The organism is Saccharopolyspora tripterygii, from assembly GCF_054778355.1.
This window is the reverse complement of sequence record NZ_BAAGZP010000008.1, coordinates 465,555-490,420: the sequence shown is the minus strand read 5'-3', so window position 1 is coordinate 490,420 and position 24,866 is coordinate 465,555. Positions and strand designations below refer to the sequence as shown.

The following is a 24,866-nucleotide window of genomic DNA, read 5'->3' as shown; positions in this document are numbered from 1 at the left end:
GACCACTGTCAGTTACCTCCCTGCGAGGTCACGGGGTCGGTGACGCCGACCTCGCTCATGGTTGCCGCGACCGACGGGTTGATCACGTCCAGGACCGGCTTGGGGTACACGCCGAGCCCGATGATCAGCACGATCAGCGGAGCCAGCACCGCGATCTCCCGGGCTCCCAGGTCGGTGAACCGGAGCCGGTGCGCGCCTTCGCGACTCGGATCGATCACCGCTCCCGGTCCGCCCGCGGTGCCCAGCAGCGCGTCGCCGCGCACCGGGCCCTGCATCGTGCGCTGGTAGAGCCACAGCACGTAGACCGCCGCCAGCACCATGCCGATCGTGGCCAGCGCGGTGAACACCGGGCGGGTCGCGAAAGAGCCGACCAGCACGAGGAATTCGCTGACGAAGGAGTTGGTGCCGGGCAGCGACAGCGTGCTCAGCCCGGCGATCAGCAGCGAACCCGCCAGCAGCGGGGTCACCTTCGCCATGCCGCCGTAGTCGGCGATCCGGGTCGAACCGCCGCGCACGATGATCATGCCGATGACCAGGATCAGCATGCCCGTGGCGATGCTGTGGTTGATCATGTACGACACCGCGCCGACGTGGGCCTGCGAGGTGAACGCGAAGATCCCCAGCGCGATGAACCCGAAGTGCGCGATCGAGACGTAGGCGATGAACCGCTTGAGGTCGCTCTGCCCGAACGCCTGCAGCGAGCCGTAGAGCACGCCGATCACCGCGAGCACCAGCACCAGCGGCGCCAGCTGCTGCGAGGCCACCGGGGTCAGCGGCAGGCTGTAGCGCAGGAACCCGAAAGTGCCGACCTTGTCCAGCACGCCGACCACGATCACCGCGACGCCGATCGGCGCCTGCTGCGCGGCGTCCGGCAGCCAGGTGTGGAACGGGAACAGCGGGGCCTTGATCGCGAACGCCGCGAAGAATCCCAGGAACAGCCAGATCTGCACGTTCGCCGGGGCGTCCGACAGGATCGGGACGAGCTTGGCCCAGTCGAACGTGCCCTCGCCGGTGACCTGCGCGCTGTAGCTGTAGGCGCCGATCGCCGAGGCCAGCATGATCAGGCCGCCGAGGAACGAGTAGAGGAAGAACTTCACCGCGGCGTAGGCCCGGTTCTCACCGCCGTAGCCGCCGATGAGAAAGTACATCGGGATCAGCATGATCTCGAAGAGCACGTAGAACAGGAACACGTCGGTGGCGGCGAACACCGCGACCGTCAACGCCTGTTCGAGCAGCAGCAGCGAGAAGAACCCGCCGTGCGTGCGCCCCTCCGGGAGCCGCTCTCCCCAGCTGTAGCCCAGCACCAGCGGCATCAGCACGGCGATGACCAGCACCATCACCAGGGCGATGCCGTCGACGCCGAACGAGAGGTTGATGTCGAACGACGGGATCCACGGGATCGAGCTGGTCAGCTGCATCCGGGGACCGGCCGGGTCGTAGGCGAACCACGCGGCGACGGCGAGGACGAGCTCGGCGAGCGAGAAGCCCAGCGCGGTCCACTTCGCCGCTCCGGCGTTGCCGCGCAGCAGCGCCACCACCACCGACCCGGCGATCGGCAGCAGCACCAGGGCGAGCAGCAGGGTCATCGGATCTCCTCCCGGAGCTCACCGTCTCGGTACGAACTGGGCAGAACGGGTCCGTGCGAGGTCGTCATGACGGGATCCCCACTGCCATCAGGGCGGCGATCACCACGATGCCGCCGAAGAGCATGGACAGGGCGTAGGACCGGACGAAACCGGTCTGCCAGCGGCGCATCCGGCTGGAGCTGAAGGTCAGCAGCGAGGCGACGCCGGAGACCGTGCCGTCGACGCCCTTGCGGTCGACCGCGAGCAGGCCCTTGGTGAGGCCGAAGGCGGGGCGCACCGCGACGAGGTCGTTGAGGGCGTTGCCACCGAGGTCCGCACGAGCCGCGCGCACGACCGGCGAGACCTTCACCGGGCGCTCGACCGGGACCGGCTTGCGACCGACCACGAGCCACGCGATCAGCGCGCCCAGCGCCGAGATCCCCACCGTGAGAACGGGGATCAGCGCGTGCGGGATCGCGGTGTGGTGAGCTTCCTGCAGTTCGCCCAGCGATGGCGACAGGAACGTCACCAGCCGGTCGCCACCGGCCAGGAACATGCCTGCCCCGATCGAACCGACGGCCAGCACGATCATCGGCGCGGTCATGATCGCCGGCGACTCGTGCGGGTGGAACTCCTTGCCGTTGCTCGCCTTCAGGTCCTTCCAGCGCTTCTCGCCGAAGAACGTCATCAGCACCAGCCGCGTCATGTAGAACGCGGTGATGCCCGCGCCCAGCATCGCGGCGCCGCCGAAGATCCAGCCGCGCCAGCCCTCCTGGCCGAAGGCCGCCTCGATGATGGCGTCCTTGGAGTAGAAGCCGGACAGGAACGGGAACCCGATCAGCGCGAGGTAGCCGAGCCCGAACGTGCCGAAGGTGATCGGCATGTACCGCGCGAGGCCGCCGAACTTGCGCATGTCGACCTCGTCGTTCATGCCGTGCATGACCGAACCGGCGCCGAGGAACAGCCCGGCCTTGAAGAAGCCGTGCGTGAGCAGGTGCATGATGCCCAGCGCGTACCCGGCCGGGCCGAGCCCGACCGCCAGCATCATGTAGCCGATCTGGCTGACCGTGGAGTACGCGAGGACCTTCTTGATGTCGTCGTAGGCGCAGCCGATGACGCACCCGACGAGCAGGGTGACCGCGCCGACGATGGTGACGGCCAGCTGGCCGCCCGGCGAGAGCGAGAACAGCGGGTTGGAGCGCGCGACGAGGTAGACGCCCGCGGTGACCATCGTCGCGGCGTGGATCAGCGCCGACACCGGGGTCGGGCCCTCCATCGCGTCCGGCAACCAGGCCTGCAGCGGGACCTGACCGGACTTGCCGCAGGCGCCGAGCAGCAGCAGGAGCGTGATCGCCAGCAGCACGCCCGGCGAGAGCTCACCGGCGCGGGCGAAGACCTCGGCGTACTGGGTGGTCCCGAGGTTGGCGAACAGCAGGAAGATCGCCAGCGCCAACCCGACGTCACCGACGCGGTTCATCACGAACGCCTTGGTGGCCGCGGCCGCGGCCGAGGGCCGGTGCTGCCAGAACCCGATCAGCAGGTAGGACGCCAGGCCGACGCCCTCCCAACCGAGGTAGAGGGTCACGAAGCCGTTGCCCAGCACCAGGATCAGCATCGAGGCGACGAACAGGTTCAGGTAGGCGAAGAACCGGCGGCGCTCGGTGTTGGCCGCGCCGGTGCGCCCCTCCTGGTCGTGGCTCATGTAGCCGATCGAGTACAGGTGGATCAGCGATCCCACACCCGTGATCAGCAGCAGGAACACCATCGCCAGCGGGTCCAGCCGGAGCCCGAAGTCGACCTGCAGGGCGTTGACCGGGATCCAGGAGAACAGGTGCAGTTCGCGGACCTGCTCGCCCTCCGGAGCGCCGGACACGGAGGTGAACAGCCAGAGCCCGTAGACGAACGAGGCGACCACCGTCGCCGTCCCCAGCAGGTGTCCCCAGCCGTTGGCCCGCCGTCCCGCGATCAGCAGAATCGCGGCACCCACCAGCGGGAACGCGACCAGCAACCAGGCGTAGGACTGCGCGGGCCCGGTCGCCTCGGCGACCCCCGCTGCGGTTTCAAGCATCTTTGCCGTCACCACGCGCCCTCTCAGTACTTGAGCAGGTTGGCGTCATCGACCGAGGCCGAGCGACGCGTCCTGAAGATCGACATGATGATGGCCAGGCCGACCACCACTTCGGCGGCCGCGACGACCATCACGAAGAACGCCATGACCTGCCCGTGCACCGTTCCCTCGATGCGGGCGAAGGTGACCAGCGTCAGGTTGACCGCGTTGAGCATCAGCTCGACGCACATGAACACCACGATGGCGTTGCGCCGCACCAGGACTCCGACCGCGCCGATCGAGAACAGCAGCGCGGACAGCAGCAGGTAGTACGTGGGGGTCACTGGTGAACCTCCTCGGTGGCGTGCTCGGAACGCTGCTCCGAGTGCCCGTTGCCGTTGCCCTGGGGCGCCGGGATCTCGGGACCTGAGTCGATGACCGGCTCCCCGGACTTGCCGGAACCGCCGCGCTCCGGCGGGTCCGGCTCGTCGGTCAGCGCGCGGGCGTCGGGTTCGGGTTCGTCACCGGCGACCGCGCGGCGCTCGTCGTCGAGCGCGTCGGCGGGCAGGTTCTCCAGCAGCTCCGACAGCGACTCCGGCGCGACCGAACCGTCCGGCAGCAGCGCGGGAACGGCCACGGAGTTGGCCGTGGCGTACACGCCGGGACCGGGCAGCGGCGACGGGCGCTCACCGCGGAACCGCGCGTTGGCCTGCTCCCGCTGGCTCAAGCGCGGCCCGCGGCCCTTGCCGCCGTAGGCCAGCACCATCGCGGCGACGGCCGCGGTGATCAGCAGCGCGGAGGTCAGCTCGAACGGGAACAGGTAGTCGGTGAAGATCAGCCGGCCGAGACCGCCCGCGCCACCGCCCGCCGGCTGCCAGGAGTCCAGCGGCGCGGCCGCCTGCACCGAGGTCAGCGACCGGGCCAGGCCCGAGACCAGCAGCGCGGCCAAGCCGATTCCGCCGAGAGCGGCCCAGAGGCGTTGCCCGCGCAGGACTTCCACCACCGAGTCCGAGGAGTCGCGACCGACCATCATCAGCACGAACAGGAACAGCATCATGATCGCGCCGGTGTAGACGATGATCTGGGTGAACCCCAGGAACGGCGCGCTCTGACCCATGTAGAGCACGCCCAGGCTCAGCATCGTCAGCACCAGCCACAGCGCGGAGTGCACCGCGTTGCGGGCGAAGACCATGCCGAGCGCGCCCAGCAGCGACAGCGGACCGAGGATCCAGAACAGCACCGTCTCACCGGTGCCGACCACGTCGCCGGCCTGCGCCAGCACTACTCCGGTGCTCATCGCGCGTCCTCCTCGGGGCCGGACTCGATCGTCGCGCCCGCCGGGACGCCCCGCTGCTTGGCGAGCTGAGGACCGTTGACGTAGTAGTCCTGCTCGTTCTCGCCGAGGCGCATCTCGTGCGGCGGCTGCTCCATCCCGGGCAGCAGCGGCGCCAGCATGTCGGCCTTGGTGTAGATCAGGTCCTGGCGGTTGTCATCGGCCGTCTCGTACTCGTTGGTCATCGTCAGCGCCCGCGTCGGGCACGCCTCGATGCACAACCCGCAGCCGATGCAGCGCAGGTAGTTGATCTGGTAGTCCTTGCCGTAGCGCTCACCCGGCGAGAAGCGGGCCTCGTCGGTGTTGTCGCCGCCTTCCACGAAGATCGCGTCGGCCGGGCAGGCCCACGCGCACAGTTCGCAGCCCACGCACTTCTCCAGCCCGTCCGGGTGCCGGTTGAGCTGGTGACGTCCGTGGAACCGGGGCGCGGCAACCTTCTTGACCTCGGGGTACTCCTCGGTGACGACCTTCTTGAACATCGTCGAGAAGGTGACGCCGAATCCCTTGATCGGATCAAACATTCCCATGGGGCGCCTCCTCGCCTTCCGGACCCGCGAGTTCGCCGGAACCGGTGCCGCTGCGCACCGGGGTGCGTCGCGGCGGGGTCTTGGGGACTTCCAGGTCGAGCGGCGGCACCGGGTACCCGCTGCCCGCCAGCGGCACGTCGTCGGAGTCCTTCTCGGGCTTGCGGTCCGGGATGAGGAACGTGGCCGCGACCAGGATCACCACCACGACCGCTCCGCCGATCATGAACTGCTGGGTGCTGACCGTCTCGGAGTTGCGCAGCGCGCGGATCACCGTCACCGCCACGATCCACACCAGGCTGACCGGGACCAGCAGCTTCCAGCCGAGGTCCATGAACTGGTCGTAGCGCAGGCGGGGCAGGGTGCCGCGCAGCCACACGAAGAAGAACAGGAACGCGATCGTCTTGCCGAGGAACCACAGCACCGGCCACCAGCCGGTGTTGAGCACCCCGTCGCCGATCAGCGACAGCGGCCACGGCGCGTGCCAGCCGCCGAGGAACAGCGTCGTCGCCAGCGCGGAGACGGTGACCATGTTGATGTACTCGGCGAGGAAGAACAGCGCGAACTTCAGCGACGAGTACTCGGTGTGGAACCCGCCGACGAGCTCGGACTCGGCCTCGGGGAGGTCGAACGGGGCGCGGTTGGTCTCGCCGACCATCGACACCAGGTAGACCAGGAAGCTCACCGGCAGCAGCGCGAAGAACCAGCCGTTCTCCTGCGCTGCGACGATGCCGGAGGTCGACAGGGTGCCCGCGTACATGATGACCGCGACGAAGGACAGGCCCATCGCGATCTCGTAGGAGATCACCTGCGCCGCCGACCGAAGCGAACCCAGCAGCGGGTAGGGGGAGCCGGAGGCCCAGCCGGCGAGGACGATGCCGTACACGCCGACCGAAGCGCAGGCCAGCACCACCAGCAGGCCGACCGGCAGGTCGACCAGCTGCAGCGCGGTGCGCTCGCCGAAGATGGTGACCTCGGGGCCGATCGGCATCACCGCGAACGACACCAGCGCGGGCGTCGCGGAGATCACCGGGGCCAGGAAGTACACCCACTTGTCGGCCATGACCGGCCGGATGTCCTCCTTGAACGCCAGCTTCAAGCCGTCGGCCAGCGACTGGAGGATGCCGAAGGGACCCGCGCGGTTCGGCCCCGGCCGGTGCTGCATCCGGCCGATGACGCGGCGTTCCGCCCAGATCGTCAGCAGCGTCATCAGCACCAGGAAGACGAAGATCGCCACGACCTTGAGCAGGATCAGCCAGATCGGGTCGTCGGCGAGCAGTTCGGCGGTTCTGGTCATGCCTTCCCCCCGTTGTGGTGAGCCGGGGAACGGCCGTTGCCGTTCGGCGAAGCGCCGCTGCCGTCGAGGCTCCCGCTGCGCGGTGCGAGGTCGACCAGGGAGCCGTGACCGGCGCCGAGCGCCTCGTGGACCCGGGCGCTGCCGGAGTCGGTCGGCACCCACACGACGTCGTCGGGCATGTCGGCGATCTCGACCGGCAGCACGATCTCGCCCTGCTCGGTGCGGACTTCAAGCCGCTGCCCGGAGCTGATCTCGATCCGCTTGGCGGTCTCCGGCGAGAGGATCGCGACCCGGTTGCGGGCGGTGCCCGCCAGGCTCGGCTCCTCGGCTTGCAGCGAACCGTTGTCCAGCAGCTGCCGCCACGTGCCCAGCACGGCCTGGCCGGGGCCCGGCCGGGGCGCGTGCGCGACGGGTTCGTCCGGAGCGGCGGTGCGCCCGCCGGTGTGCGTGCCGAGCCGCTGGAGCTCGGAACCGGCGGCGGCCGGGCTCTGCGTGAACAGGTCGGCGTCCATCTCCACCGCGAGGGTGTCCAGCACCCGGCAGTCCGGCAGCGCGCCGGTCCCGTCGATGGTGGTGGCGAACTCGCGGCGGCGGCCCTCCCAGTTGAGGTAGCTGCCGTTCTTCTCGGCGCTGGGCGCGATCGGCAGCACCACGTCGGCCCGCTCGGTCACCGCGCTCGGCCGGAGTTCCAGGCTGACCACGAAATCGGCCGCGTCCAGGGCCTTGCGGGCCAGCGCCGGATCGGGCAGGTCGTCCGGGTCGACGCCGCCGAGCACCAGGCCCGACAGGTCACCGGAGGCGGCGGCGGTGAGGATCTCGGTGAGGTCCCGGCCCGCGTTGGCCGGCAGCGACCCGGGCGCCATGCCCCAGGTCCGCTCGACCTCGGAGCGGGCGTGGTCGTCCACGACCGGACGGGCACCGGGCAGCAGCGTCGGCAGCGCGCCCGCCTCGATGGCACCGCGCTCCCCGGCCCGGCGGGGGATCCAGGCGACCTGAGCTCCCGTGCGCTGAGCGGTCCGCAGCACCTCGGAGAGCAGGCCCGGCACCTCGGCGGCGCGTTCGCCGACGATGAGCACCGCGCCCTGCCGGCGCATCGCCTCGTCCACATCGGACGGCAGCGACTCCAGCGCGGCGGCTTCGCCACCGGGCGTGCACTGCACCAGCGAACCGGTCCGCACCGGGCCCCCGGCGTGGGTGATGACCGTGGTCTTCTCGACGCCCGGCGAGGTGCGCGGGGCGACGTGGAAGACCTGCGTCTTGCCCGCCCGCGCGGCCTTGCGCAGCCGCAGGAAGACGATCGGCGACTCCTCCTCCGGCTCGAACGCCACGCAGAGCACGGCCGGGGCGGATTCCAGATCGCCGTAGGTGACACCGGTTTCCGGCGTCACGCCGACCACCGTGGACTCCAGGAACCGCAGCTCCTCGGTGGAGTGCGGCCGGGCGCGGTGGTCGATGTCGTTGGTGCGCAACGCGACCCGCGCGAACTTCGAGTAGGCGTACGCGTCCTCGACGGTCAGCCGACCACCGGGCAGGACGCCGACGCCGCCGGCATCACGCGCGGCCGTCAGGCCCTCGGCGGCGGCCTGCAGCGCTTCGGTCCAGGACGCCTCGCGCAGCTCGCCGTCCACCCGGATCTGCGGCCGGGTGATGCGGTCGGCGGCGTTGGCGTAGCGGAACGCGAAGCGGCCCTTGTCGCAGATCCACTCCTCGTTGACCTCCGGGTCGTCCCCGGCGAGCCGGCGCATCACCTTGCCGCGCCGCCAGTCGGTCCGGGTCGCGCAGCCCGACGCGCAGTGCTCGCACTGCCCGGGGGTGGAGACCAGGTCGAAGGGCCGCGACCGGAACCGGTAGGCGGCACTGGTGAGCGCGCCGACCGGGCAGATCTGGATGGTGTTGCCGGAGAAGTAGGACTGGAACGGCTGCTGCTCGCCGATGCCGATCTGCTGCAGCGCACCGCGTTCCAGCAGCTCGATGAACGGGTCACCGGCGATCTGCTTGGAGAAGCGCGTGCAGCGCTGGCACAGCACGCAGCGCTCGCGATCCAGCAGCACCTGCGAGGAGATCGGGACCGGCTTGGCGAAGGTCCGCTTGGTGTCGTGGAAGCGGGATTCCGCGCGACCGTGCTTGAGCGCCTGGTTCTGCAGCGGGCACTCGCCGCCCTTGTCGCAGACCGGGCAGTCCAGCGGGTGGTTGATGAGCAGCAGCTCCATCACGCCCTGCTGCGCCTTGTCCGCGACCGGCGAGGAGTTCTGCGTCTTGACGACCATCCCGTCGGCGACCGTCATGGTGCAGGAGGCCTGCGGCTTCGGCATCGGCCGGCCGTTCATCTCGACCTCGACCAGGCACTGCCGGCAGGCACCCGCCGGGTCCAGCAGCGGGTGGTCGCAGAACCGGGGGATGGTGATCCCCATCCGCTCGGCGGTCCGGATCAGCAGCTCGCCCTTGGGGGCGTCGACCTCGATCCCGTCGATGGTCAGCCGGACGTGCCCCTCCGGGACGGGACGCGCTTCGGATTCGGGTGCCAGGGTCATCGGGCCGCTCCTACGAGTTCCGCGGCGGACTTGTCGGTTCCGCCCGAATTCTTCGAGCAGAGCGCGAGGAATTCCTCGCGGAAGTACTTGATACCGCTGGTGATCGGGCTGACCGCACCATCACCGAGCGCGCAGAACGAGCGGCCGAAGATGTTGTCGCAGACGTCCAGGAGGGTGTCGATGTCCTCCTCGGTGCCGTGCCCGTCGACCATCCGCTCCAGCACCTGGGCGAGCCAGTAGGTGCCCTCCCGGCAAGGGGTGCACTTGCCGCAGGACTCGTGCTCGTAGAACTGCGTCCACTTCATCACGGCCCACGGCACGGACACGGTCTCGTTGAAGACCTGCACAGCCGTGGTGCCCAGCATCGATCCGGCTTCGGCGGCGCCCTCGAAGTCCAGCGGGACGTCCAAGTGCTCGGCGGTGAACAGCGGCGTGGAGGACCCGCCCGGGGTCCAGAACTTCAGCGGGACGCCGTCCTTCATGCCCCCGGCGAGTTCCAGCAGCTGCCGCAGCGTGGTGCCCATCGGCGCCTCGTACTGGCCGGGCTTCTCGACGTGACCGGAGATCGAGTAGATCTTCGGGCCGGGCGACTTCTCGCTGCCCATCTCGCGGAACCAGTCCGAACCGCCGTTGACGATGAACGGCACCGAAGCGATGGTCTCCACGTTGTTCACCGTCGTCGGGCAGGCGTAGAGCCCGGCCGCGGCGGGGAACGGGGGCTTGAGCCGCGGCTGGCCGCGCTTGCCCTCCAAGGAGTCAAGCAGCGCCGTCTCCTCACCGCAGATGTAGGCGCCCGCACCCGCGTGCACGACGATGTCCAGGTCGAACCCGGAGTCGAGGATGTTCTTGCCCAGGTACCCGGCGGCGTAGGCCTCGCGGACCGCGTGGTGGAGCCGCCGCAGCGGGTGCAGGGCCTCGCCGCGCACGTAGATCATGCAGTGGTGGGCCCGCATCGCGTAGCTGGCGATGATGCAGCCCTCGATCAGCGAGTGCGGGTCGGCCATCATCAGCGGGATGTCCTTGCAGGTCCCCGGTTCGCCCTCGTCGGCGTTGATGACCAGGTAGTGCGGCTTGACGGGGTCCTTGGGCATGAAGCTCCACTTCACGCCGGCCGGGAAGCCCGCACCCCCGCGACCGCGCAGGCCGGACGCCTTGACCAGCTCGATCAGCTGATCCGGGTGGGCCTGCAGCGCCTTGCGCAGGGCGGTGTAGCCCTCCAGCTGCTCGTAGGTGTGCAGCGTCCAGGAGTTCGGCGACAGCCACCGCTTGGTCAGCACCGGGGTCACCGGGCTGGGAGTCGGTTCGGTCATGGCCACCCTCACTTCTTCTCCGGCAGGGGCGGGAGTTCCGCGTCATCGGGCATGCTCGGCGCCGTCCAGCCGCGCTCCTCGGCCAGCGCGGCGCCGCGGTTGGTCTCGATCGCCTGCGAGGGGCCGGTCACGGTCTCGTCGAGGTCGTCGAAGAACCCGGCCAGCTGGCGCTCGGCACCCCGGAAGTCCGACAGCCCCGGTCCGCGCGTCGGCGCGGGCTTCTCGCCGCGCTGCAGCGCGTTGACCAGTTCCAGCGCCTGCTCGGGCGTCTGGTTGTCGTAGTACTCGTAGTTGACCTGCAACACCGGCCCGAGGTCGCAGGCCGCGAGGCATTCGGCGTGTTCCAAGGTGATCGAGCCCTCGGTGCCGGGTTCGCCCGCGGTGTCCTCGTGCCCGACGCCCAGGTGATCGCCCAGCGTCTTGTAGATCGCGTCGCCGCCCAGCGCCGCGCACATCGTGTTGGTGCACACGCTGACCAGGTGCTCACCGCACGGCTTGCGCTTGTACATCGTGTAGAAGGTCGCCACGGCGCTGACCTCGGCCACGGACAGGGCCAGCTCCTCGGCGCAGAACTTCATGCCCGCCGGGCTGACGTGCCCCTGCACCGACTGCACGAGGTGCAGCATCGGCAGCAGCGCCGACCGCGATTCCGGGTACCGGGCGATGATCTGCTTCGCCTCGGTCCTGGTGTCCTCGCCGAACACCGAGGTGTCGACCGCGTCGGTCTGCTCCTCGGTGGTGGTGAAGTCGAACTGCTCGGTCATCGGTCCACCCCGCCCATCACCGGGTCGATGGAGGCGACGGCCGCGATCACGTCGGCCACCAGCCCGCCTTCGGCCATCGCCGGCATCGCCTGCAGATTCACGAAACTGGGTTCGCGCACGTGCACCCGCATCGGCCGGGTGCCGCCGTCGGAGACCAGGTGGACGCCCAGCTCGCCGCGCGGCGACTCGACCGGCGCGTAGGCCTGGCCGGGCGGCACGTCGAAGCCCTCGGTCACCAGCTTGAAGTGGTGGATCAGCGACTCCATGGACTGACCCATGATCTTGCGGACGTGCTCCAGGGAGTTGCCCATGCCGTCGGCGCCGATGCTCAGCTTCGACGGCCAGGCGATCTTCGCGTCCTCCACCATGTGCGGGCCGGACTCCATCTTGTCCACGCACTGCCGGATGATCTTCAGCGACTCGTGCATCTCCTGCACCCGCAGCACGTAGCGGGCGTAGCAGTCGCCGTCGTTGCTGGTCGGCACCTCGAAGTCGTATTCCTCGTAACCGCAGTACGGTTCGACCTTGCGCAGGTCCCACGGCAGACCCGCCGCGCGCAGCAGCGGCCCGGTCACGCCCAGCTGCAGAGCCCCGTCCAGCGGCAGGTGGCCGACGTCCTTGAGGCGCTGCTTCCAGATCGGCTGGCCGGTGAACAGCTTGTCGTAGTCCGGCAACCGGGTGTCCATGACCTTGATGAACTCGCGGACCTTGTCCTGCCAGCCCTCCGGCAGGTCCTGCGCGACTCCGCCGGGGCGGACGAACGCGTGGTTCATCCGCAGGCCCGTCAGGAACTCCAGCAGGTGCAGGACCTCTTCGCGCTCGCGGAAGCCGTAGGTCATGCCGGTGGTCGCACCCAGCTCCATCGCGCCGGTGGCCAGGAAGACCAGGTGCGAGGAGATCCGGTTGAGCTCCATCAGCATCACGCGGAACGTCTGGGCCCGCTCCGGCGCCTCGATGCCCAGCAGCTTCTCGATGCCCAGGCAGTAGGCGGTCTCGGTGAACAGCGGCGCCAGGTAGTCCATGCGCGTCACGAAGGTGACGCCCTGGGTCCACGTCCGGTACTCGGTGTTCTTCTCGATGCCGGTGTGCAGGTAGCCGATCACCGAGCGGGCGTTGGTGACCGTCTCGCCTTCCAGCTCCAGCACCAGCCGCAGAACACCGTGCGTGGACGGGTGCTGCGGACCGAGGTTGATGACGACCCGCTCCTCGCCGCCGGTTTCGTCCAGGAACTCGTCCCAGTCGCCGCCGGTGACGGTGAAGATGCGGCCCTCGGTGGTGTCTCTCGACTCGGCGGGGTACGCGCCGGTGAGTGATTCGGTGGTCATTGCCCACACCTCTCCGCGATCACGAGTAGGCCCTGCGCTGGTCCGGCGGCGGGATCTCGGCGCCCTTGTACTCCACCGGGATTCCGCCGAGCGGGTAGTCCTTGCGCTGCGGATGGCCGTCCCAGTCGTCGGGCATCAGGATCCGCGTGAGCGCCGGGTGCCCGTCGTAGACGAGCCCGAACATGTCCCATGCCTCGCGCTCCTGGAAGTCGGCGGTCGGGTAGACCGGCACTACCGACGGCAGGTGCGGGTCCTCCACGTCCACCGCGACTTCGAGCCGGATGCGACGCCGGTAGGTCATCGACGTCAGGTGGTAGACCGAGTGCAGCCGCTGCGGCGCCTCGGTCCCGTAGTCCACACCGGACACCGAGCTGCACAGCTCGAAGCGCAGCGCCGGGTCGTCGCGCAGCACGCGGCAGACCTCCAGCAGCTCGTCGCGGCGCAGGTAGTAGGTGATCTCGCCGCGGTCGACGGTCACCTGCTGCACGGTGTCGGCCGGAATCCCCTTGGCCCGCAAGCCTTCGAACAGGGCGTCGGTGACCTCGTCGAACCAGCCGCCGTAAGGTCGCTCGCTGGCGTGCGGCACGTGAGCCGGGAGCCGCAGGCCGCCGAAACCGGAGGTGTCACCGGTGCCGCGAACGCCGAACATGCCCTGGCGCTCGCGACCCGCGGCCGGAGCTCCGGCACGGGCCGGCTGCGCGCCCGCGGGCGAGAGGTCCGTCGCGCGCTCAGCGCTCGAACCGGGCTCGCCGGGGGCCGGGGTGGTTTCCTCGTCTGCCATCGAACTCACCTACCCGACTTGAGTTCCGGGCGCTGCGGAGCGCTCTCGAACGCGCCGAGCTCTTCGGATCCGCCCATCTCGCGGCGCTGCGCGGCCTGCTGCCGCTCGGCGCGCTTGCGCTGCGCGGCGTTCTTCGGCGCGAACCGGACGGAGGACGGGATCATCGGCGTGCGGTCTCCGCGTTCGAGCTTCTCCTGCGCGCGCTTGCCGTTGATCGGCTCGTCCATGATCTTGGCGTGCAGCTTGAGGATCGCGTCGAGCAGCATCTCGGGGCGCGGCGGGCAGCCCGGCAGGTACATGTCCACCGGCACCACGTGGTCGACGCCCTGCACGACCGCGTAGTTGTTGAACATGCCTCCGCTGGAGGCGCACACGCCCATCGCCAACACCCAGCGCGGCTCGGGCATCTGGTCGTAGATCTGGCGCAACACCGGCGCCATCTTGTTGGTCACCCGTCCGGCCACGATCATCAGATCGGCCTGTCTCGGGGTGGCGGAGAAGCGCTCCATGCCGAACCGCGAGATGTCGTAGCGGGAACCGCCCACGGTCATCATCTCGATGGCGCAGCAGGCCAGCCCGAACGTCGCCGGCCACATCGACGTCTTCCGGGTCCAGTTGACGAGCTTCTCCACGTTGGCCAACAGGATGCCGTTGGGCAGCTGCTCTTCGAGCCCCATCGCCGGCACTCCTTCCCGCGTCCTTGCGGCTAGTACCTGTAGTTCGTCTCAGGCGCCCGGAGGACCGGGCGGTCGCGCTCCGGTCAGTTCCAGTCCAGGCCGCCTCTCCGCCAGACGTAGATGTAGGCGAAGCCGACGGTCGCGATGAACAGCACGATCTCGATGACGCCGAACATCCCCAGGGCGTCTGCGGAGACCGCGAACGGGTAGAGGAAGACCATCTCGATGTCGAAGAGGATGAACAACATCGCGGTCAGGTAGTAGGCGACGGGCATCCGGCCGCCGCCGATGACGGGCTGCGGCGAGGGCTCGATGCCGCACTCGTAAGCATCGAGCTTCGCCTTGTTGTAGCGGCGGGGACCGACGAGCGGCGCGATCGCGACCGAGAACACCGCGAAACCCAGTGCCAGCGCGAACAACAGCACCAACGGGATGTACGGGTCGAGCACCTTTGCTCCCCTCCAACCGGTTCCGGACTCGTGGTCCGGAACACACTTCGTCAGTCCCCGCCGAGACGCAGGTCACGCCTCAGGCATTCGGTGCGCACTCTATGCGGTCGCCCGAATCGGCTCCGTAGTGAGGCGTACCTAACTTTATGACTTGTCTCACCCTTGCCGGGACATCTGACCAGACACTCGGCGTCACGCGCTAGGGGTGACGCGAGTAGTGGTGCTGATCACACGATCCATGGCGTCCCCACCCTTCTCGTCGTAGAGATTTGCCAGCAGCTTCAACACGAAACGCATCAACGTCCGGCGCGGCAGACCGTGCTTGGTGGCCATCCGCATGACCGTGGGATTGCCAATCAACTTGCTGAAGATATTGCCGAGCCGGAAGTACCCGCCCATCGCTTGCTGGACGGCGACCGGGTACCGGGCGAGGGCTTGTTCGCGGGAGGCCTCGGTCGGTCGTGCCATCGCGTGCACCACGCACTCGGCGGCCAGCCGGGCCGACTCCATCGCGTAGGCGATGCCCTCGCCGTTGAACGGGTTGACCATGCCGCCGGCGTCACCCACCAGCAGCAGACCGTTTCGGTAGTGCGGGGTGCGGTTGAAGCCCATCGGCAGCGCGGCCCCGCCGATCTTGCCGGTGGCGTTCTCCTCGCGGAATCCCCACTCCTCGGGGGTCCCGTCCAACCAGGACCGCATCAGCTGGCGGTAGTCGGTCTTGCCGTAGGCGGACGAGGTGGACAGGATGCCCAGCCCCGCGTTGACCGTCCCGTCGCCCATGCCGAACAGCCACCCGTAGCCGGGCAGCAGCTGCGGATCGGCGGGGTTGGACTTGTCCCACAGCTCCAGGTGCGACTCCAGGAAGTCGTCCTTGCTGCGCGGGCTGGTGTAGTACCGGCGCACGGCCACGCCCATCGGGCGGTCGTCGCGCTTCTGGATGCCCACCGACAGCGCCAGCCGCGCCGACACCCCGTCGCAGGCCACGACGAGCGGGGCCCGGTAGGTCACGGGCTTGCGCTCCGGTCCGGTCTTGGCCTCCACGCCCACGACCCGGCCGGTGCGGTCGTCGGTGATGGCGCCGCTGACCGACGTCTGCTGGAACAGGCGCGCCCCTGCGCGCTGGGCGGCCTTGGCCAGCAGGTCGTCGAAGTCGTTGCGCGGGCGGACCACGCCGTACGGCGGGAAGCCGGACAGGCTGGGCCAGTCGAGCTCCAGGCTGATCCCGCCGCCGACGACCCGCAGGCCCTTGTTGTGCAGCCAGCCGGCTTCTTCCCTGGTGTCGATGCCCAGGTCGATGAGCTGCTTGACGCCCCTCGGCGTGATCCCGTCGCCGCAGACCTTCTCCCGCGGGAAGACGCTCTTCTCCAGCAGCAGGACGTCCAGTCCCGCCCTGGCCAGGTAGGTCGCAGCCGTCGAGCCGGCCGGACCGGCCCCGACGACGATCACGTCGGCGTCATCGTCCGGTTTGCGGCGGCTGGTGGCGCTGGTCATGACACTCCTCGAACTAGTGCAGTGCTCGGTGCGAACCCGCTTGTGAACGAGTTCACTAACTCCGAGTCTAAGCCGCTGCACCAGCGCGATCGACCCTTTCCCGTAGGCCACCCGAGTGAGGAAACCCGCCATCCGGTGGCACCCCCGCGTCCTCGCCGAGGGTCACCAGCTGCCGGTTTTGGTCCGAATTGACCGGGCAAAGCGGACATCGATCATGGACGGTTCGAACCAAAACTGCCCACCGGCCCCACGCGCCCCTCGCGACGCGGAGATCCAGGGCCCTCGGAGACCCAGGACGGGGTTCAGAGATCCAGGGCCAGGAGGCGGGAGCTGAGGGTCTTGCCGTGGGCGTCCAGGGACAGGGACGTGGTCACACCGCCGTCGAGAGCGCGGTGGCAGGTGAACTGGAGAGCCTTGAGCAGCGGGAGCTCGCAGCAGAGGACCTCACCCCGCACCTGGTCGGCGAGGTGAGCGCGGACGCGGTCGGCCGTGAGCTCCCGGCGCAGGCGGTCGTAGTCGGCGTCGTCGAGCGGGAACACCGACAGGATCGAGGTGTCGCCCTTGTCCCCCGCGCGGCAATGCGCGATCTCATGCAGTCGCATCCTGCACCTCCAGGGTCGTGACCTGCGATTCCACGTCCGACCTGGGGATCAGGGCGGAGACGATGCCGATCACCTCGCGCACGTCGGTCCGCACGCCCCCACCTCCGGCGGGACCGTTGGTGTAGAGCGATTCGACCTCGTGGCAGACGATCTGCGCCGCCGTCCGGTCGTCGGCGAGGGCGGCCACTCGCAGTCGGCACTCGCCGTCCGGATCGCCCAACGCCCCCAGCACGTCGGCGCGCACGCGCAGCCCGGCGCGACGCACCCGCTCGGTCACCACGTCGGCGGCCAGCTTCGCCCGATCGGCCGCCCCCGGTCCGGCGTAGCTGATGCCGCATTCGGCTCGGTGGCCCGCGCGGTATCCAACGCTGACCTTCAGCTCCTCCGGTCTCGCCCGCCCCTGCGCCCCGCTGATGCGGACCCGGTCGGCCCCGGCCCGCTCGGCGCGGACCTCGCGGAAGTCCAGGACCACGTCGGGCGTGCGGTACGCGGTCGGGTCGGTGACCTCGTAGAGCAGCTGCTCCCGGACCGTCCCGACCGTCACCACGCCACCGGTCCCGTCGGGTTTTCCGATGGTCGCGGTGCCGTCGGCCTCGATGTCGGCGAACGGGAAGCCGAGCTCGGCCAGACCCGGGACCTCCTTGCGGCCCGGGTCGGCGAAGTAGCCGCCGGTGACCTGTCCCGCGCACTCCAGGACGTGCCCGACCAGCGTCGCGGCGGCCGCGCGCGGGACGTCGTGGAGATCCCAGCCCATCCGCTGCGCGATCGGTGCCACGAACAGCGACGGGTCGGCCACCCGTCCGGTGATCACCACGTCCGCGTCCAGCGCGGGAAGCAACGCCTCGGCGCCGAGGTAGGCGTTGGCCGAGACGATCTCGCCGTGCTCGGCCAGCGGGACGCCGTCCTCCAGCGCGGGCGCCTCCAGGTCGAGGCGGTCCAGCACGTCGTCGCCGGTGACCACCGCGATGCGGCCGATCAGCCCAGCGGCCGTCATCACCTCGCGCGTCACCTCGCCCGCCCGCAGCGGATGGGCCGCGCCCATGTTGGTGATCACCCGTGCTCCGTTCGGCACCGCGACCGGCAGCAACCGCTCGAACCGCGCGCGCAGCAACGGGTCGTACCCCTGATCCGGATCGCCCAGCCTGCGCTGCTGCCCGAGCGCGATGGTGCGCTCGGCCAGGCACTCCAGCACGAGGTCATCCACCCCGGCCCGCGCGAGCTCCAGCGCCGGTTCGAGGCGATCGCCCGCGAAACCCGCTCCGCTGCCGATGCGCACTCACAACACCCCCGTGACCAGCGCGACCAGCGTCATCACCAGCGTGGTGCCGAAGGCCCAGCCGAAGATGAACCGCTGGTGGTCGCCGAGATCGACCTTGGACATGCCGAGCAGGATGAAGGTGGACGCGGTCAGCGGGCTCAGCGGGAACCCGGTGGTCATCTGGCCGAGGATCGCCGCCCGCCCGATCGCGGCGGGGTCACCGCCGAGCGCCGCGCTCGTCTCCGCCAGCACGGGCACGACCCCGTAGTAGAAGGCGTCCGGCGTGAAGACCAGGCTCAACGGCATCCCCGCGACGGCCGTGATCAGCGGGAGCAGGGCGCCACCGGCGTCCGGGATGATCGCGACCAGCCCCTCGGCCATCGCCTTGATCATGCCGGTCCCGGTGAGGATCCCGGTGAACACGCCCGCCGCGAAGATCACCACGACGACCAGCACCACGTTGTAGGCGTGCTTGGCGAACAGCTCCTGCTGCCCCTGCCAGGAAGGGCGGTTGACCAGCAGCGCGACCAGGAAGGCGATGAGGAACAGCACTTCCAGGTCGGCGATCTGGGCGAGCAGGCAGCCGACCAGGGCCAGCGTCAGCAGCGCGTTGATCCAGAACCGCACCCGGTCCGCACCGGTGAGCCTGACCCGCTCGCCCGCTTCGAGGTTGACCACGCCGAGCCGCTTCCGCTCGGCCCGGCCGATCAGGTACGCGGCGAGCAGCACCCAGCAGATCCCGGCGATCATCGCCGGCAGCACCGGCAGGAACAGCTGCGCCGAGTCCAGCTTGAGCGCGGCCATCGCCCTGGCCGTCGGACCTCCCCACGGCACCAAGTTCATGACCCCGGCGCCGAGGCAGACCACGCCGGCGAGCACGATCCGCCGCATGCCGAGCCGCTGGTAGATCGGCAGCAGCGCGGACACGGTGATCAAGAAGGTGGAGGCCCCGTCGCCGTCCAGCGCGACCAGCAGCGTCAGCAGCGCGGTGCCGACGGTGATCTTGAGCGGATCGCCCTTCGCCCAGCGCAGGATGCGGGTGACGGCGGGGTCGAAGAGCCCCGCGTCGATCATCAGGCTGAAGTAGAGCACCGCGAAGGTGATCATGATGGCGACCGGGGCGACGGTGACCAGGCCGTCGGCCACCAGCTCGCCGAGCTCGGCGCCGCGACCGCTGATCAGCGCGGCGGCGATCGGCACCAGGGTGAGCGCGAAGAGCACCGACACCCGGCGCGAGAGCACCAGGGCGAGGAACACGCCGATCGTCAGGAATCCGCTCGCGGCGAGCATGGGCTACCTCCGAACACCGCCGTTGGGCCGGACGGGAGAACTGTGATCCACCTCGCTCATGCCGGTCAAGCACGAGTAATTGATAAATTCATGCGCTATGAGCATGGATCTGACGGTTCAGCAGCTCCGGCTGGTCCTCGCGGTGCACGACACCGGCGGTTTCACGCCTGCCGCCGAACAGCTGCACCTGGCGCAGTCCTCGATCAGCCGCGCGGTGCGCGACGTGGAGCGCAGGCTGGGCATCACGCTGTTCCAGCGCACGACGCGCCAGCTGGTCACCACCCCGGAAGGCGCCGAGTTCTGCCTGGTCGCGCGTCGGGTCGTCGGTTCCTTCGACGCCGGGATCAACCACTTCCGGGGCTTCCTCGCCGGCACCCGCGGTCGGGTCCGGGTCGCGGCGCTGCCGTCGATGGCGGCGGTCCTGCTGCCCTCCGCCGTCTCCGCCTACCGGGCGGAGCACCCCGACGTGGAGCTGTCGATCGAAGACGGCATGTCGGACGAGGTGCTGGCGAAGGTCCGGGCCGGCACCGCCGACCTCGGCGTCACGGTCGTCGCCGACGAACCGCCCGATCTGGCGGTGCACCCCATCGCGACCGACCGGATGTGCGCGGTGTTCCCGCCGGAGCACCGCTTCGCCTCGCACGAGTCGCTGACCTGGGCGGAGCTCGCGACCGAACCGCACATCGCGTTCGCGCCGACCTCCAGCATCCGGCAGCACGCCGACCGCGCCTTCACCGCTGCCCGAGCGCATCCCGACGTGGTCCTGGAATCCGGCAACATCACCGCGGTCGCCGGCCTGGTGGCGGCGGGCCTGGGTGCCGCGGCGATGCCGGGGATGGTCCTCCCCCTGGTCGCCTTCGCGGCGCTCGCGCACGTCCCCCTCGTCGCGCCCGAAACACGTCGCCGCATCGCGGTGATCCGGGCACCGGATCACCCGCTGCCCCCGGCCACCAGGGCGTTCATCACGGCGCTCACCGGGACGCGACCGGACGCACCCGAGACGACCTGGGCGCGGAGCGGTTCCTAGGCGGCGTTCTTGGCGTGGTGGATGGTGACGACGCCGCTGGTGAGGTTCTTCCACGTGGTGTCGGTCCAGCCGGCTTCGCCGATGAGCTCGGCGAGGGCGCGCTGGTCCGGCCAGGAGCGGATCGACTCGGCCAGGTAGACGTAGGCGTCCGGGTTGGAGGACACCGCGCGCGCGATCGAGGGCAGCGCGCGCATCAGGTAGTTCATGTAGACGCCGCGGAAGGGCTGCCAGGTCGGGGTCGAGAACTCGCACACGACCAGTCGGCCACCGGGCCGCACCACCCGTCGCATCTCGCTGAGCCCGGCCACCGTGTCGGCGAGGTTGCGCAGGCCGAAGGAGATCGTCGCCGCGTCGAACGCGTCGTCGGCGAACGGCAGGTTCAGGGCATCGGCGGCCACCAGGGGCACGCCGCGGTCCTTGCCGACCGAGAGCATGCCCAGCGAGAAGTCCGCCGCGACGCAGTAGGCCCCGGACCGGGCGAACTCGACGGTCGAAACACCGCTGCCCGCAGCGAGGTCCAGGATCCGCTCGTCCTTCTGGGGTGCGAGCAGCTGCCGGGTCACCTTCCGCCAGCGCCGGTCCTGCCCGAAGGACAGCACGGTGTTGGTCAGGTCGTACCGACGCGCGACGCCGTCGAACATCGCCGCGACTTCGCGAGGGTTCTTGTCCAAGCCTGCCCGAGACACACCCGAAGCGTACGTGGCCCGCTCCGGAGCCGGTTCAGGCAGCCGCCGACGCGACGTACCCGCTGACCGCCGCGTAGTGATCCACCAGCTGGCGGCACAGCGCGGGCCAGGTGCGGCCCGAGACGGCGTTGCGGGCGTGGCTCCCGAAGCGCTCGCGCAGCGCCGGGTCGCGCAGCTCGGAGATCGCCCGGCGCAGTGCCGCGGCGTGCTCGGCGTCGTCGTGCGCGGGCAGCAGGTACCCGGTGCGGCCCACGTCGACGAGGTCGCGGGGCCCGCCTGCGTCGGGCGCGATGACCGCGACGCCGGAGGCCATCGCCTCCTGCACGGCCTGGCAGAACGTCTCGTGCGGGCCGGTGTGCACGAACACGTCGAAGCTCGCGTAGATGCGGGCCAGCTCATCACCGGTTCGCTGGCCGAGGAACGCCGCGTTAGGCAGCTCCTCGCGCAGCCGCTCGCGCTCCGGCCCGTCGCCGACCACGACCGCCCGCACGCCGGGCATGCCGTCCAGCTCGGCGAGCCGCTCGATGCGCTTCTCCGGCGCCAACCGGCCGACGTAGCCCACCAGGAGCTCGCCGTTCGGGGCCAGCTCCGAGCGCAGTCCGGCGTCGCGCTTGCCCGGGGTGAAGCGCTCGGTGTCCACACCGCGGCCCCAGCGGTGCACGCGCGGGATCCCGTGCTCGCGCAACGTCTCCACCGCCCACGTCGAGGGCGCCAGGGTGCGGTCGGCGTGGCAGTGCAGGCGGCGGATCCACTTCCACGCCGCCTTCGCGGTCAGCCCCAGCCCGTAGGACTCGGCGAAGCCCGCCACGTCGGTCTGGTACACGGCGACCGTCGGAACGCCCAGGCGGCGAGCCGCGTTGAGACCTCGCGCCCCCACGACGAACGGCGAGGCCAGGTGCACCACGTCGGGGGCGAAGTCCTGGAGGCCGCGCAGCACGCGGCGGCTCGGGAACCCGATGGGCAGCGAGGACACCACCGGCAGGTCCACCGCGGGCAACCTGATGACGGGGAAGCCCGCGTACTCGTCCGGACCGGGTCCGGGCGCGATGACCAGGGCCTGGTCGCCTCGACGACGCAAGTGCTCCAGCACCCGCAACACCGAGTTCGTCACTCCGTTGATCTGCGGCAGGAAGCTCTCGGTCACGATCGCGATGCGCACGCACATCACGGTCGCCGCCACTTCCGGCGAGCAGCCGAAGGCAATGTGACGCGACCACCAACGACAACCGAAGAGCGCCCCAACTCGGTCATCGGCCCGCAAACGTGGCTTGCGGGCCGATGACCGGTCACCTCGGCTTTGCTGGCCGGTCACCCGCCGCGCGGAGGCTGGGGACGCATGACGGCCCTGCCTACTCCACCCGCCCAGATCGAACCGGCCCTGGTGTCGCGGGCTTTCGAGGTCGCCGGTCGGCTGGCCAACGACGCCGCAGACGTGATCATCGCGACCGCGGGCAGGGGCGCCCGGCCCGCGCCGAGCGAGTCGCCGTTCGACTGGGTCACCGACACCGGGCGCACGCTGGAACGGCACACCCGCCGCATCCTCGCCGACGAGTTCCCCGGAACACCGGTGTTCGGCGAGGAGTTCGGCGCGGAGCCGAGCGTGCCTCCGCAGCAGGGCGTCTCGCACTTCCGCTGGTCCGTCGACCCGGTCGACGGCACCGCCAACTACGTGGCCGGACTTCCCTGGTGCGCCTACAGCCTGGCGATGCTCGACGGGTACGGGCCGGTCGTGGGCGTGGTCGCCGATCCGTACCGGACGCAGATCTACGCGGCCGCCCGAGGGAGGGGCATGCGGGCCAACGGCACCCCGGTGCGCCTGCCCGACCGGTCCGAGATCCGCGGCGGCATCGTGTGCACCGAGCTCACCAAGAACGGGCCGTGGCCGGGCATGGACCGGTTCATCACCAACGCGGCGAGCGCGCAGGTCGGCGTGCGCTTGCTGGGTTCACCGGCCCTGGCCATCGCCCAGGTCGCGCTCGGCCACAGCATCGCCGCGGTGCTCGACCACTACGAGGAGTGGGACGTGGCGGGCGCGCTCGCGCTGGCCACCGAATCCGGGGCCACCGTCCTGGACCGCCGGGGGCGGCCCGACCCGCTTCCCCGCGACGGGCTGCTCGTCGCGGCACCCGGCGCGGCGGCCGAGGTGCACGAGTGGTGGACGCAGGCGGCGGAGGTACCGGCTAGGGGCTGTTGACGCCGTGCAGTGGGTAGGTGGGTGGGTGGGGAAGTTTTCATGAAAACTTCCCGCACAACACCCACCCGCACCGCCGAGCAAAGCGATTCGGTTCTCAGCTGACGGGTTCGGGCAGGACTGCTGAGATCGGGCGCAGCAGCGGGAACCGCGCGCGCAGCTCGCCCACTCGTTCGGCATCGGGGTCCTCGACGAGTTCCAGCACCTCGCCGGTGACCGCGCCGAAGCGCTGCTCCGCCTCGGTGAGCTCGGCGCGCACCCGACCGGCTATCTCGGCGTCGCGCGAGGTGCCGCCCAGACCGCGGCCGAGTTCGGCGAGCACGCGCAGGTTGGGCAGCTCGGCGTCCATCCGGCGCACCACGGTCCGCAGCCGGTTGCGGGCCTGCTGCGAGGACATGGCCTCCACGGACCGGCTCGCCCGCAGCACCGCCTGCTCGCAGTGCTGCACGTGCGGCTCCCACACGTCGGGTGCCGTCCGGGGCAGCGGATCGGGCTCGTCCGCCGCGACCTGCTCCTCGGGACGTCTGCGCAGCGCGAGCACCACGCCCGCTCCCGCGCACCCGGCCATCAACGCTACGAGCACCTGCAACCAGATCTGTTCCATCCGCGTTGCGCCCTTCCACTAGACCCCGACCGAGGAACGCGGGAAGGCCCCCAGCAGCGCTTCCAGCGGTTCCGATCCCCCTCGATCAGGGTGCCCCCGTCCGAGGCGCATCGGCTTGCGGGGAACTACTCATCTTGCATTTCGTTTCCGACACTTCCCGGTCCTCGCTCGTCCACCGGTCGCTGCGGAGCCCGGCCGCTGGCAAGCCCGGCCCGGACCAGGTACTGCAGGTCGGCCAGCAGGAACTCCATGGATTCGGTGTGCGTGCCGTCGCGGCCGCCGGGCGGTGCGAACTCGCCGAACGCGCCGGGGACCGGGGCGTCCAGGCGTGCGATGGAGAACACCTCGTCGAGCGCCTGCCCGGCGCGCACCCGCACGCTCGCGGGATCCACGCCGCAGCGCGCTTCGGCCATCCGCACCTCGACCGGGTGCGCGACGAACAGCTCGGCGGCCAGTGGCCACACGCGGTGCAGTCCGGCGCTCATCAGCCGCGGTCCGCCCGGTCCGGAGTCGCCGAGCTTGATCAGCCATTGCGCGGCGTGGTCCCGGTGCTGTTCGAGCAGCTGCAGCGACCGCGCCGCCAGCGTCCCCAGCACCGCGTCCCGGCTGGTGGCGAGCTCTTCGAAGACCGCGAGCCGCCAGGTGCTGAACAGCAGCAACCGGGCGACCGTGGCCGGGAAGTCGCCGCCCGGCCCCGGTCCGCAGTCGACCTCGACCAGCCGGACGTTCCGGAATTCGGCGGGTTCGCGCAGGTAGGCGAGCTGCTCCTCGTCGTCGGCGCCGTGGACCTCGGCGGCCCGGCCGAACAGGACCCGCGCCTGCCCGAGCAGGTCGTGCGCGATCCCGCCGAGCGCGGCGGATTCCTCCAGGCCTGCGCGCATCCCCCACTCGGAAAGCCGGTGGGCGAGCACCAAGGCGTCGTCGCCGAGCATCGTGCAGTAGAGCGCCAACTCGGCGGGATCCACCCCGTCGGGCAGCGATCGATCGACGGTGGACAGCACCGGGGCTCCGAGCACCCACTGCTGCTGGTCCTGCGACGAGCTTGACAACGCTCCTGGCGTGTTCATCGGCAACGACCTCGCAGACGCGGGGTCGGCACGTCGACCTGGGTCCC

23 protein-coding genes are annotated in these 24,866 nt (G+C 70.2%); 2 read left to right on the top strand and 21 right to left on the bottom strand.

The annotated features are described in order from the left end of the window. Window positions 1-8: 8 nt before the first annotated feature. The 17 genes from ACYVF3_RS07820 to ACYVF3_RS07740 all read right to left on the bottom strand — a co-directional run bounded on the left by ACYVF3_RS07820 (window position 9) and on the right by ACYVF3_RS07740 (window position 19,244). Window positions 9-1,586, bottom strand: coding sequence for an NADH-quinone oxidoreductase subunit M (locus ACYVF3_RS07820; RefSeq protein WP_461153511.1), 1,578 nt, complete (start codon window positions 1,584-1,586; stop codon window positions 9-11). A gap of 64 nt (window positions 1,587-1,650) precedes the next feature. Continuing rightward, window positions 1,651-3,633 carry an NADH-quinone oxidoreductase subunit L gene (nuoL, locus tag ACYVF3_RS07815; protein ID WP_461153510.1) on the bottom strand — a complete coding sequence of 661 codons (1,983 nt, stop codon included), beginning with the start codon at window positions 3,631-3,633 and terminating at the stop codon, window positions 1,651-1,653. A 23-nt stretch (window positions 3,634-3,656) separates the two neighbouring features. Next, the gene (gene nuoK, locus ACYVF3_RS07810) at window positions 3,657-3,956 is read right to left on the bottom strand and encodes an NADH-quinone oxidoreductase subunit NuoK (protein WP_093414272.1); all 300 of its coding nucleotides are present in this window, start codon (window positions 3,954-3,956) and stop codon (window positions 3,657-3,659) included. After that, on the bottom strand, window positions 3,953-4,909 hold the full coding sequence (locus ACYVF3_RS07805) for an NADH-quinone oxidoreductase subunit J (protein ID WP_461153509.1): 957 nt from the start codon (window positions 4,907-4,909) through the stop codon (window positions 3,953-3,955). Before ACYVF3_RS07805 ends, nuoK begins: the two co-directional genes overlap by 4 nt. Next, window positions 4,906-5,472, bottom strand: coding sequence for an NADH-quinone oxidoreductase subunit NuoI (nuoI, locus tag ACYVF3_RS07800; protein ID WP_461153508.1), 567 nt, complete (start codon window positions 5,470-5,472; stop codon window positions 4,906-4,908). Before nuoI ends, ACYVF3_RS07805 begins: the two co-directional genes overlap by 4 nt. Beyond that, on the bottom strand, window positions 5,459-6,766 hold the full coding sequence (gene nuoH, locus ACYVF3_RS07795; protein WP_461153507.1) for an NADH-quinone oxidoreductase subunit NuoH: 1,308 nt from the start codon (window positions 6,764-6,766) through the stop codon (window positions 5,459-5,461). Before nuoH ends, nuoI begins: the two co-directional genes overlap by 14 nt. Then, window positions 6,763-9,297, bottom strand: a complete 2,535-nt coding sequence (locus ACYVF3_RS07790; protein WP_461153506.1) for an NADH-quinone oxidoreductase subunit G — start codon at window positions 9,295-9,297, stop codon at window positions 6,763-6,765. Before ACYVF3_RS07790 ends, nuoH begins: the two co-directional genes overlap by 4 nt. Then, window positions 9,294-10,607, bottom strand: a complete 1,314-nt coding sequence (gene nuoF, locus ACYVF3_RS07785) for an NADH-quinone oxidoreductase subunit NuoF (protein WP_461153505.1) — start codon at window positions 10,605-10,607, stop codon at window positions 9,294-9,296. Before nuoF ends, ACYVF3_RS07790 begins: the two co-directional genes overlap by 4 nt. An 8-nt stretch (window positions 10,608-10,615) precedes the next feature. Then, on the bottom strand, window positions 10,616-11,371 hold the full coding sequence (gene nuoE / locus ACYVF3_RS07780; protein ID WP_461153504.1) for an NADH-quinone oxidoreductase subunit NuoE: 756 nt from the start codon (window positions 11,369-11,371) through the stop codon (window positions 10,616-10,618). Beyond that, complete coding sequence (locus tag ACYVF3_RS07775; RefSeq protein ID WP_461153503.1) at window positions 11,368-12,696, bottom strand: NADH-quinone oxidoreductase subunit D; 1,329 nt, start codon at window positions 12,694-12,696, stop codon at window positions 11,368-11,370. Before ACYVF3_RS07775 ends, nuoE begins: the two co-directional genes overlap by 4 nt. Window positions 12,697-12,715: 19 nt before the next feature. After that, entirely contained in the window at window positions 12,716-13,477 is a 762-nt protein-coding gene (locus ACYVF3_RS07770; RefSeq protein WP_461153502.1) for an NADH-quinone oxidoreductase subunit C, read from the bottom strand. Window positions 13,478-13,482: 5 nt separating this feature from the next. Then, window positions 13,483-14,154: a NuoB/complex I 20 kDa subunit family protein gene (locus ACYVF3_RS07765; protein ID WP_461153501.1), complete on the bottom strand. Its 672-nt coding sequence runs from the start codon at window positions 14,152-14,154 to the stop codon at window positions 13,483-13,485. Window positions 14,155-14,237: 83 nt separating this feature from the next. Next, entirely contained in the window at window positions 14,238-14,603 is a 366-nt protein-coding gene (locus ACYVF3_RS07760) for an NADH-quinone oxidoreductase subunit A (RefSeq protein ID WP_132680587.1), read from the bottom strand. 192 nt (window positions 14,604-14,795) lie between these two features. Next, window positions 14,796-16,094 (bottom strand): geranylgeranyl reductase family protein, encoded by a 1,299-nt coding sequence (locus tag ACYVF3_RS07755; protein ID WP_461153500.1) that lies wholly within the window; start codon window positions 16,092-16,094, stop codon window positions 14,796-14,798. A gap of 302 nt (window positions 16,095-16,396) precedes the next feature. Then, window positions 16,397-16,696, bottom strand: a complete 300-nt coding sequence (locus ACYVF3_RS07750) for an AtuA-related protein (protein ID WP_461153499.1) — start codon at window positions 16,694-16,696, stop codon at window positions 16,397-16,399. Then, complete coding sequence (locus ACYVF3_RS07745; protein ID WP_461153498.1) at window positions 16,683-17,972, bottom strand: acyclic terpene utilization AtuA family protein; 1,290 nt, start codon at window positions 17,970-17,972, stop codon at window positions 16,683-16,685. The genes ACYVF3_RS07750 and ACYVF3_RS07745 overlap by 14 nt, the downstream gene beginning before the upstream one ends. Next, window positions 17,973-19,244 carry a CitMHS family transporter gene (locus tag ACYVF3_RS07740; RefSeq protein WP_461153497.1) on the bottom strand — a complete coding sequence of 424 codons (1,272 nt, stop codon included), beginning with the start codon at window positions 19,242-19,244 and terminating at the stop codon, window positions 17,973-17,975. 97 nt (window positions 19,245-19,341) lie between these two features. Here ACYVF3_RS07740 and ACYVF3_RS07735 point away from each other — a divergent pair, with 97 nt between their 5' ends. Further along, a complete protein-coding gene (locus ACYVF3_RS07735) occupies window positions 19,342-20,271 on the top strand; it encodes a LysR family transcriptional regulator (RefSeq protein ID WP_461153496.1) in 930 nt (309 codons plus the stop codon). Here ACYVF3_RS07735 and ACYVF3_RS07730 read toward each other — a convergent pair. Both ACYVF3_RS07730 and ACYVF3_RS07725 read right to left on the bottom strand, forming a co-directional pair. Next, the gene (locus ACYVF3_RS07730) at window positions 20,268-20,957 is read right to left on the bottom strand and encodes a demethylmenaquinone methyltransferase (RefSeq protein WP_461153495.1); all 690 of its coding nucleotides are present in this window, start codon (window positions 20,955-20,957) and stop codon (window positions 20,268-20,270) included. The two genes, ACYVF3_RS07735 and ACYVF3_RS07730, sit on opposite strands and share 4 nt — an antisense overlap. 34 nt (window positions 20,958-20,991) lie before the next feature. Further along, window positions 20,992-22,116 (bottom strand): glycosyltransferase family 4 protein, encoded by a 1,125-nt coding sequence (locus tag ACYVF3_RS07725; protein ID WP_461153494.1) that lies wholly within the window; start codon window positions 22,114-22,116, stop codon window positions 20,992-20,994. Between the two features lie 177 nt (window positions 22,117-22,293). On the opposite strand from ACYVF3_RS07725, the gene ACYVF3_RS07720 reads away from it, so the two are divergent. Then, window positions 22,294-23,151, top strand: coding sequence for an inositol monophosphatase family protein (locus ACYVF3_RS07720; RefSeq protein WP_461153493.1), 858 nt, complete (start codon window positions 22,294-22,296; stop codon window positions 23,149-23,151). Window positions 23,152-23,245: 94 nt separating this feature from the next. Here ACYVF3_RS07720 and ACYVF3_RS07715 read toward each other — a convergent pair whose 3' ends face one another. Then, window positions 23,246-23,752, bottom strand: a complete 507-nt coding sequence (locus ACYVF3_RS07715) for a hypothetical protein (RefSeq protein ID WP_461153492.1) — start codon at window positions 23,750-23,752, stop codon at window positions 23,246-23,248. Between the two features lie 125 nt (window positions 23,753-23,877). Next, window positions 23,878-24,819, bottom strand: coding sequence for a 1,2-phenylacetyl-CoA epoxidase subunit PaaC (paaC, locus tag ACYVF3_RS07710; RefSeq protein ID WP_461153491.1), 942 nt, complete (start codon window positions 24,817-24,819; stop codon window positions 23,878-23,880). Between the last annotated feature and the right edge of the window lie 47 nt (window positions 24,820-24,866).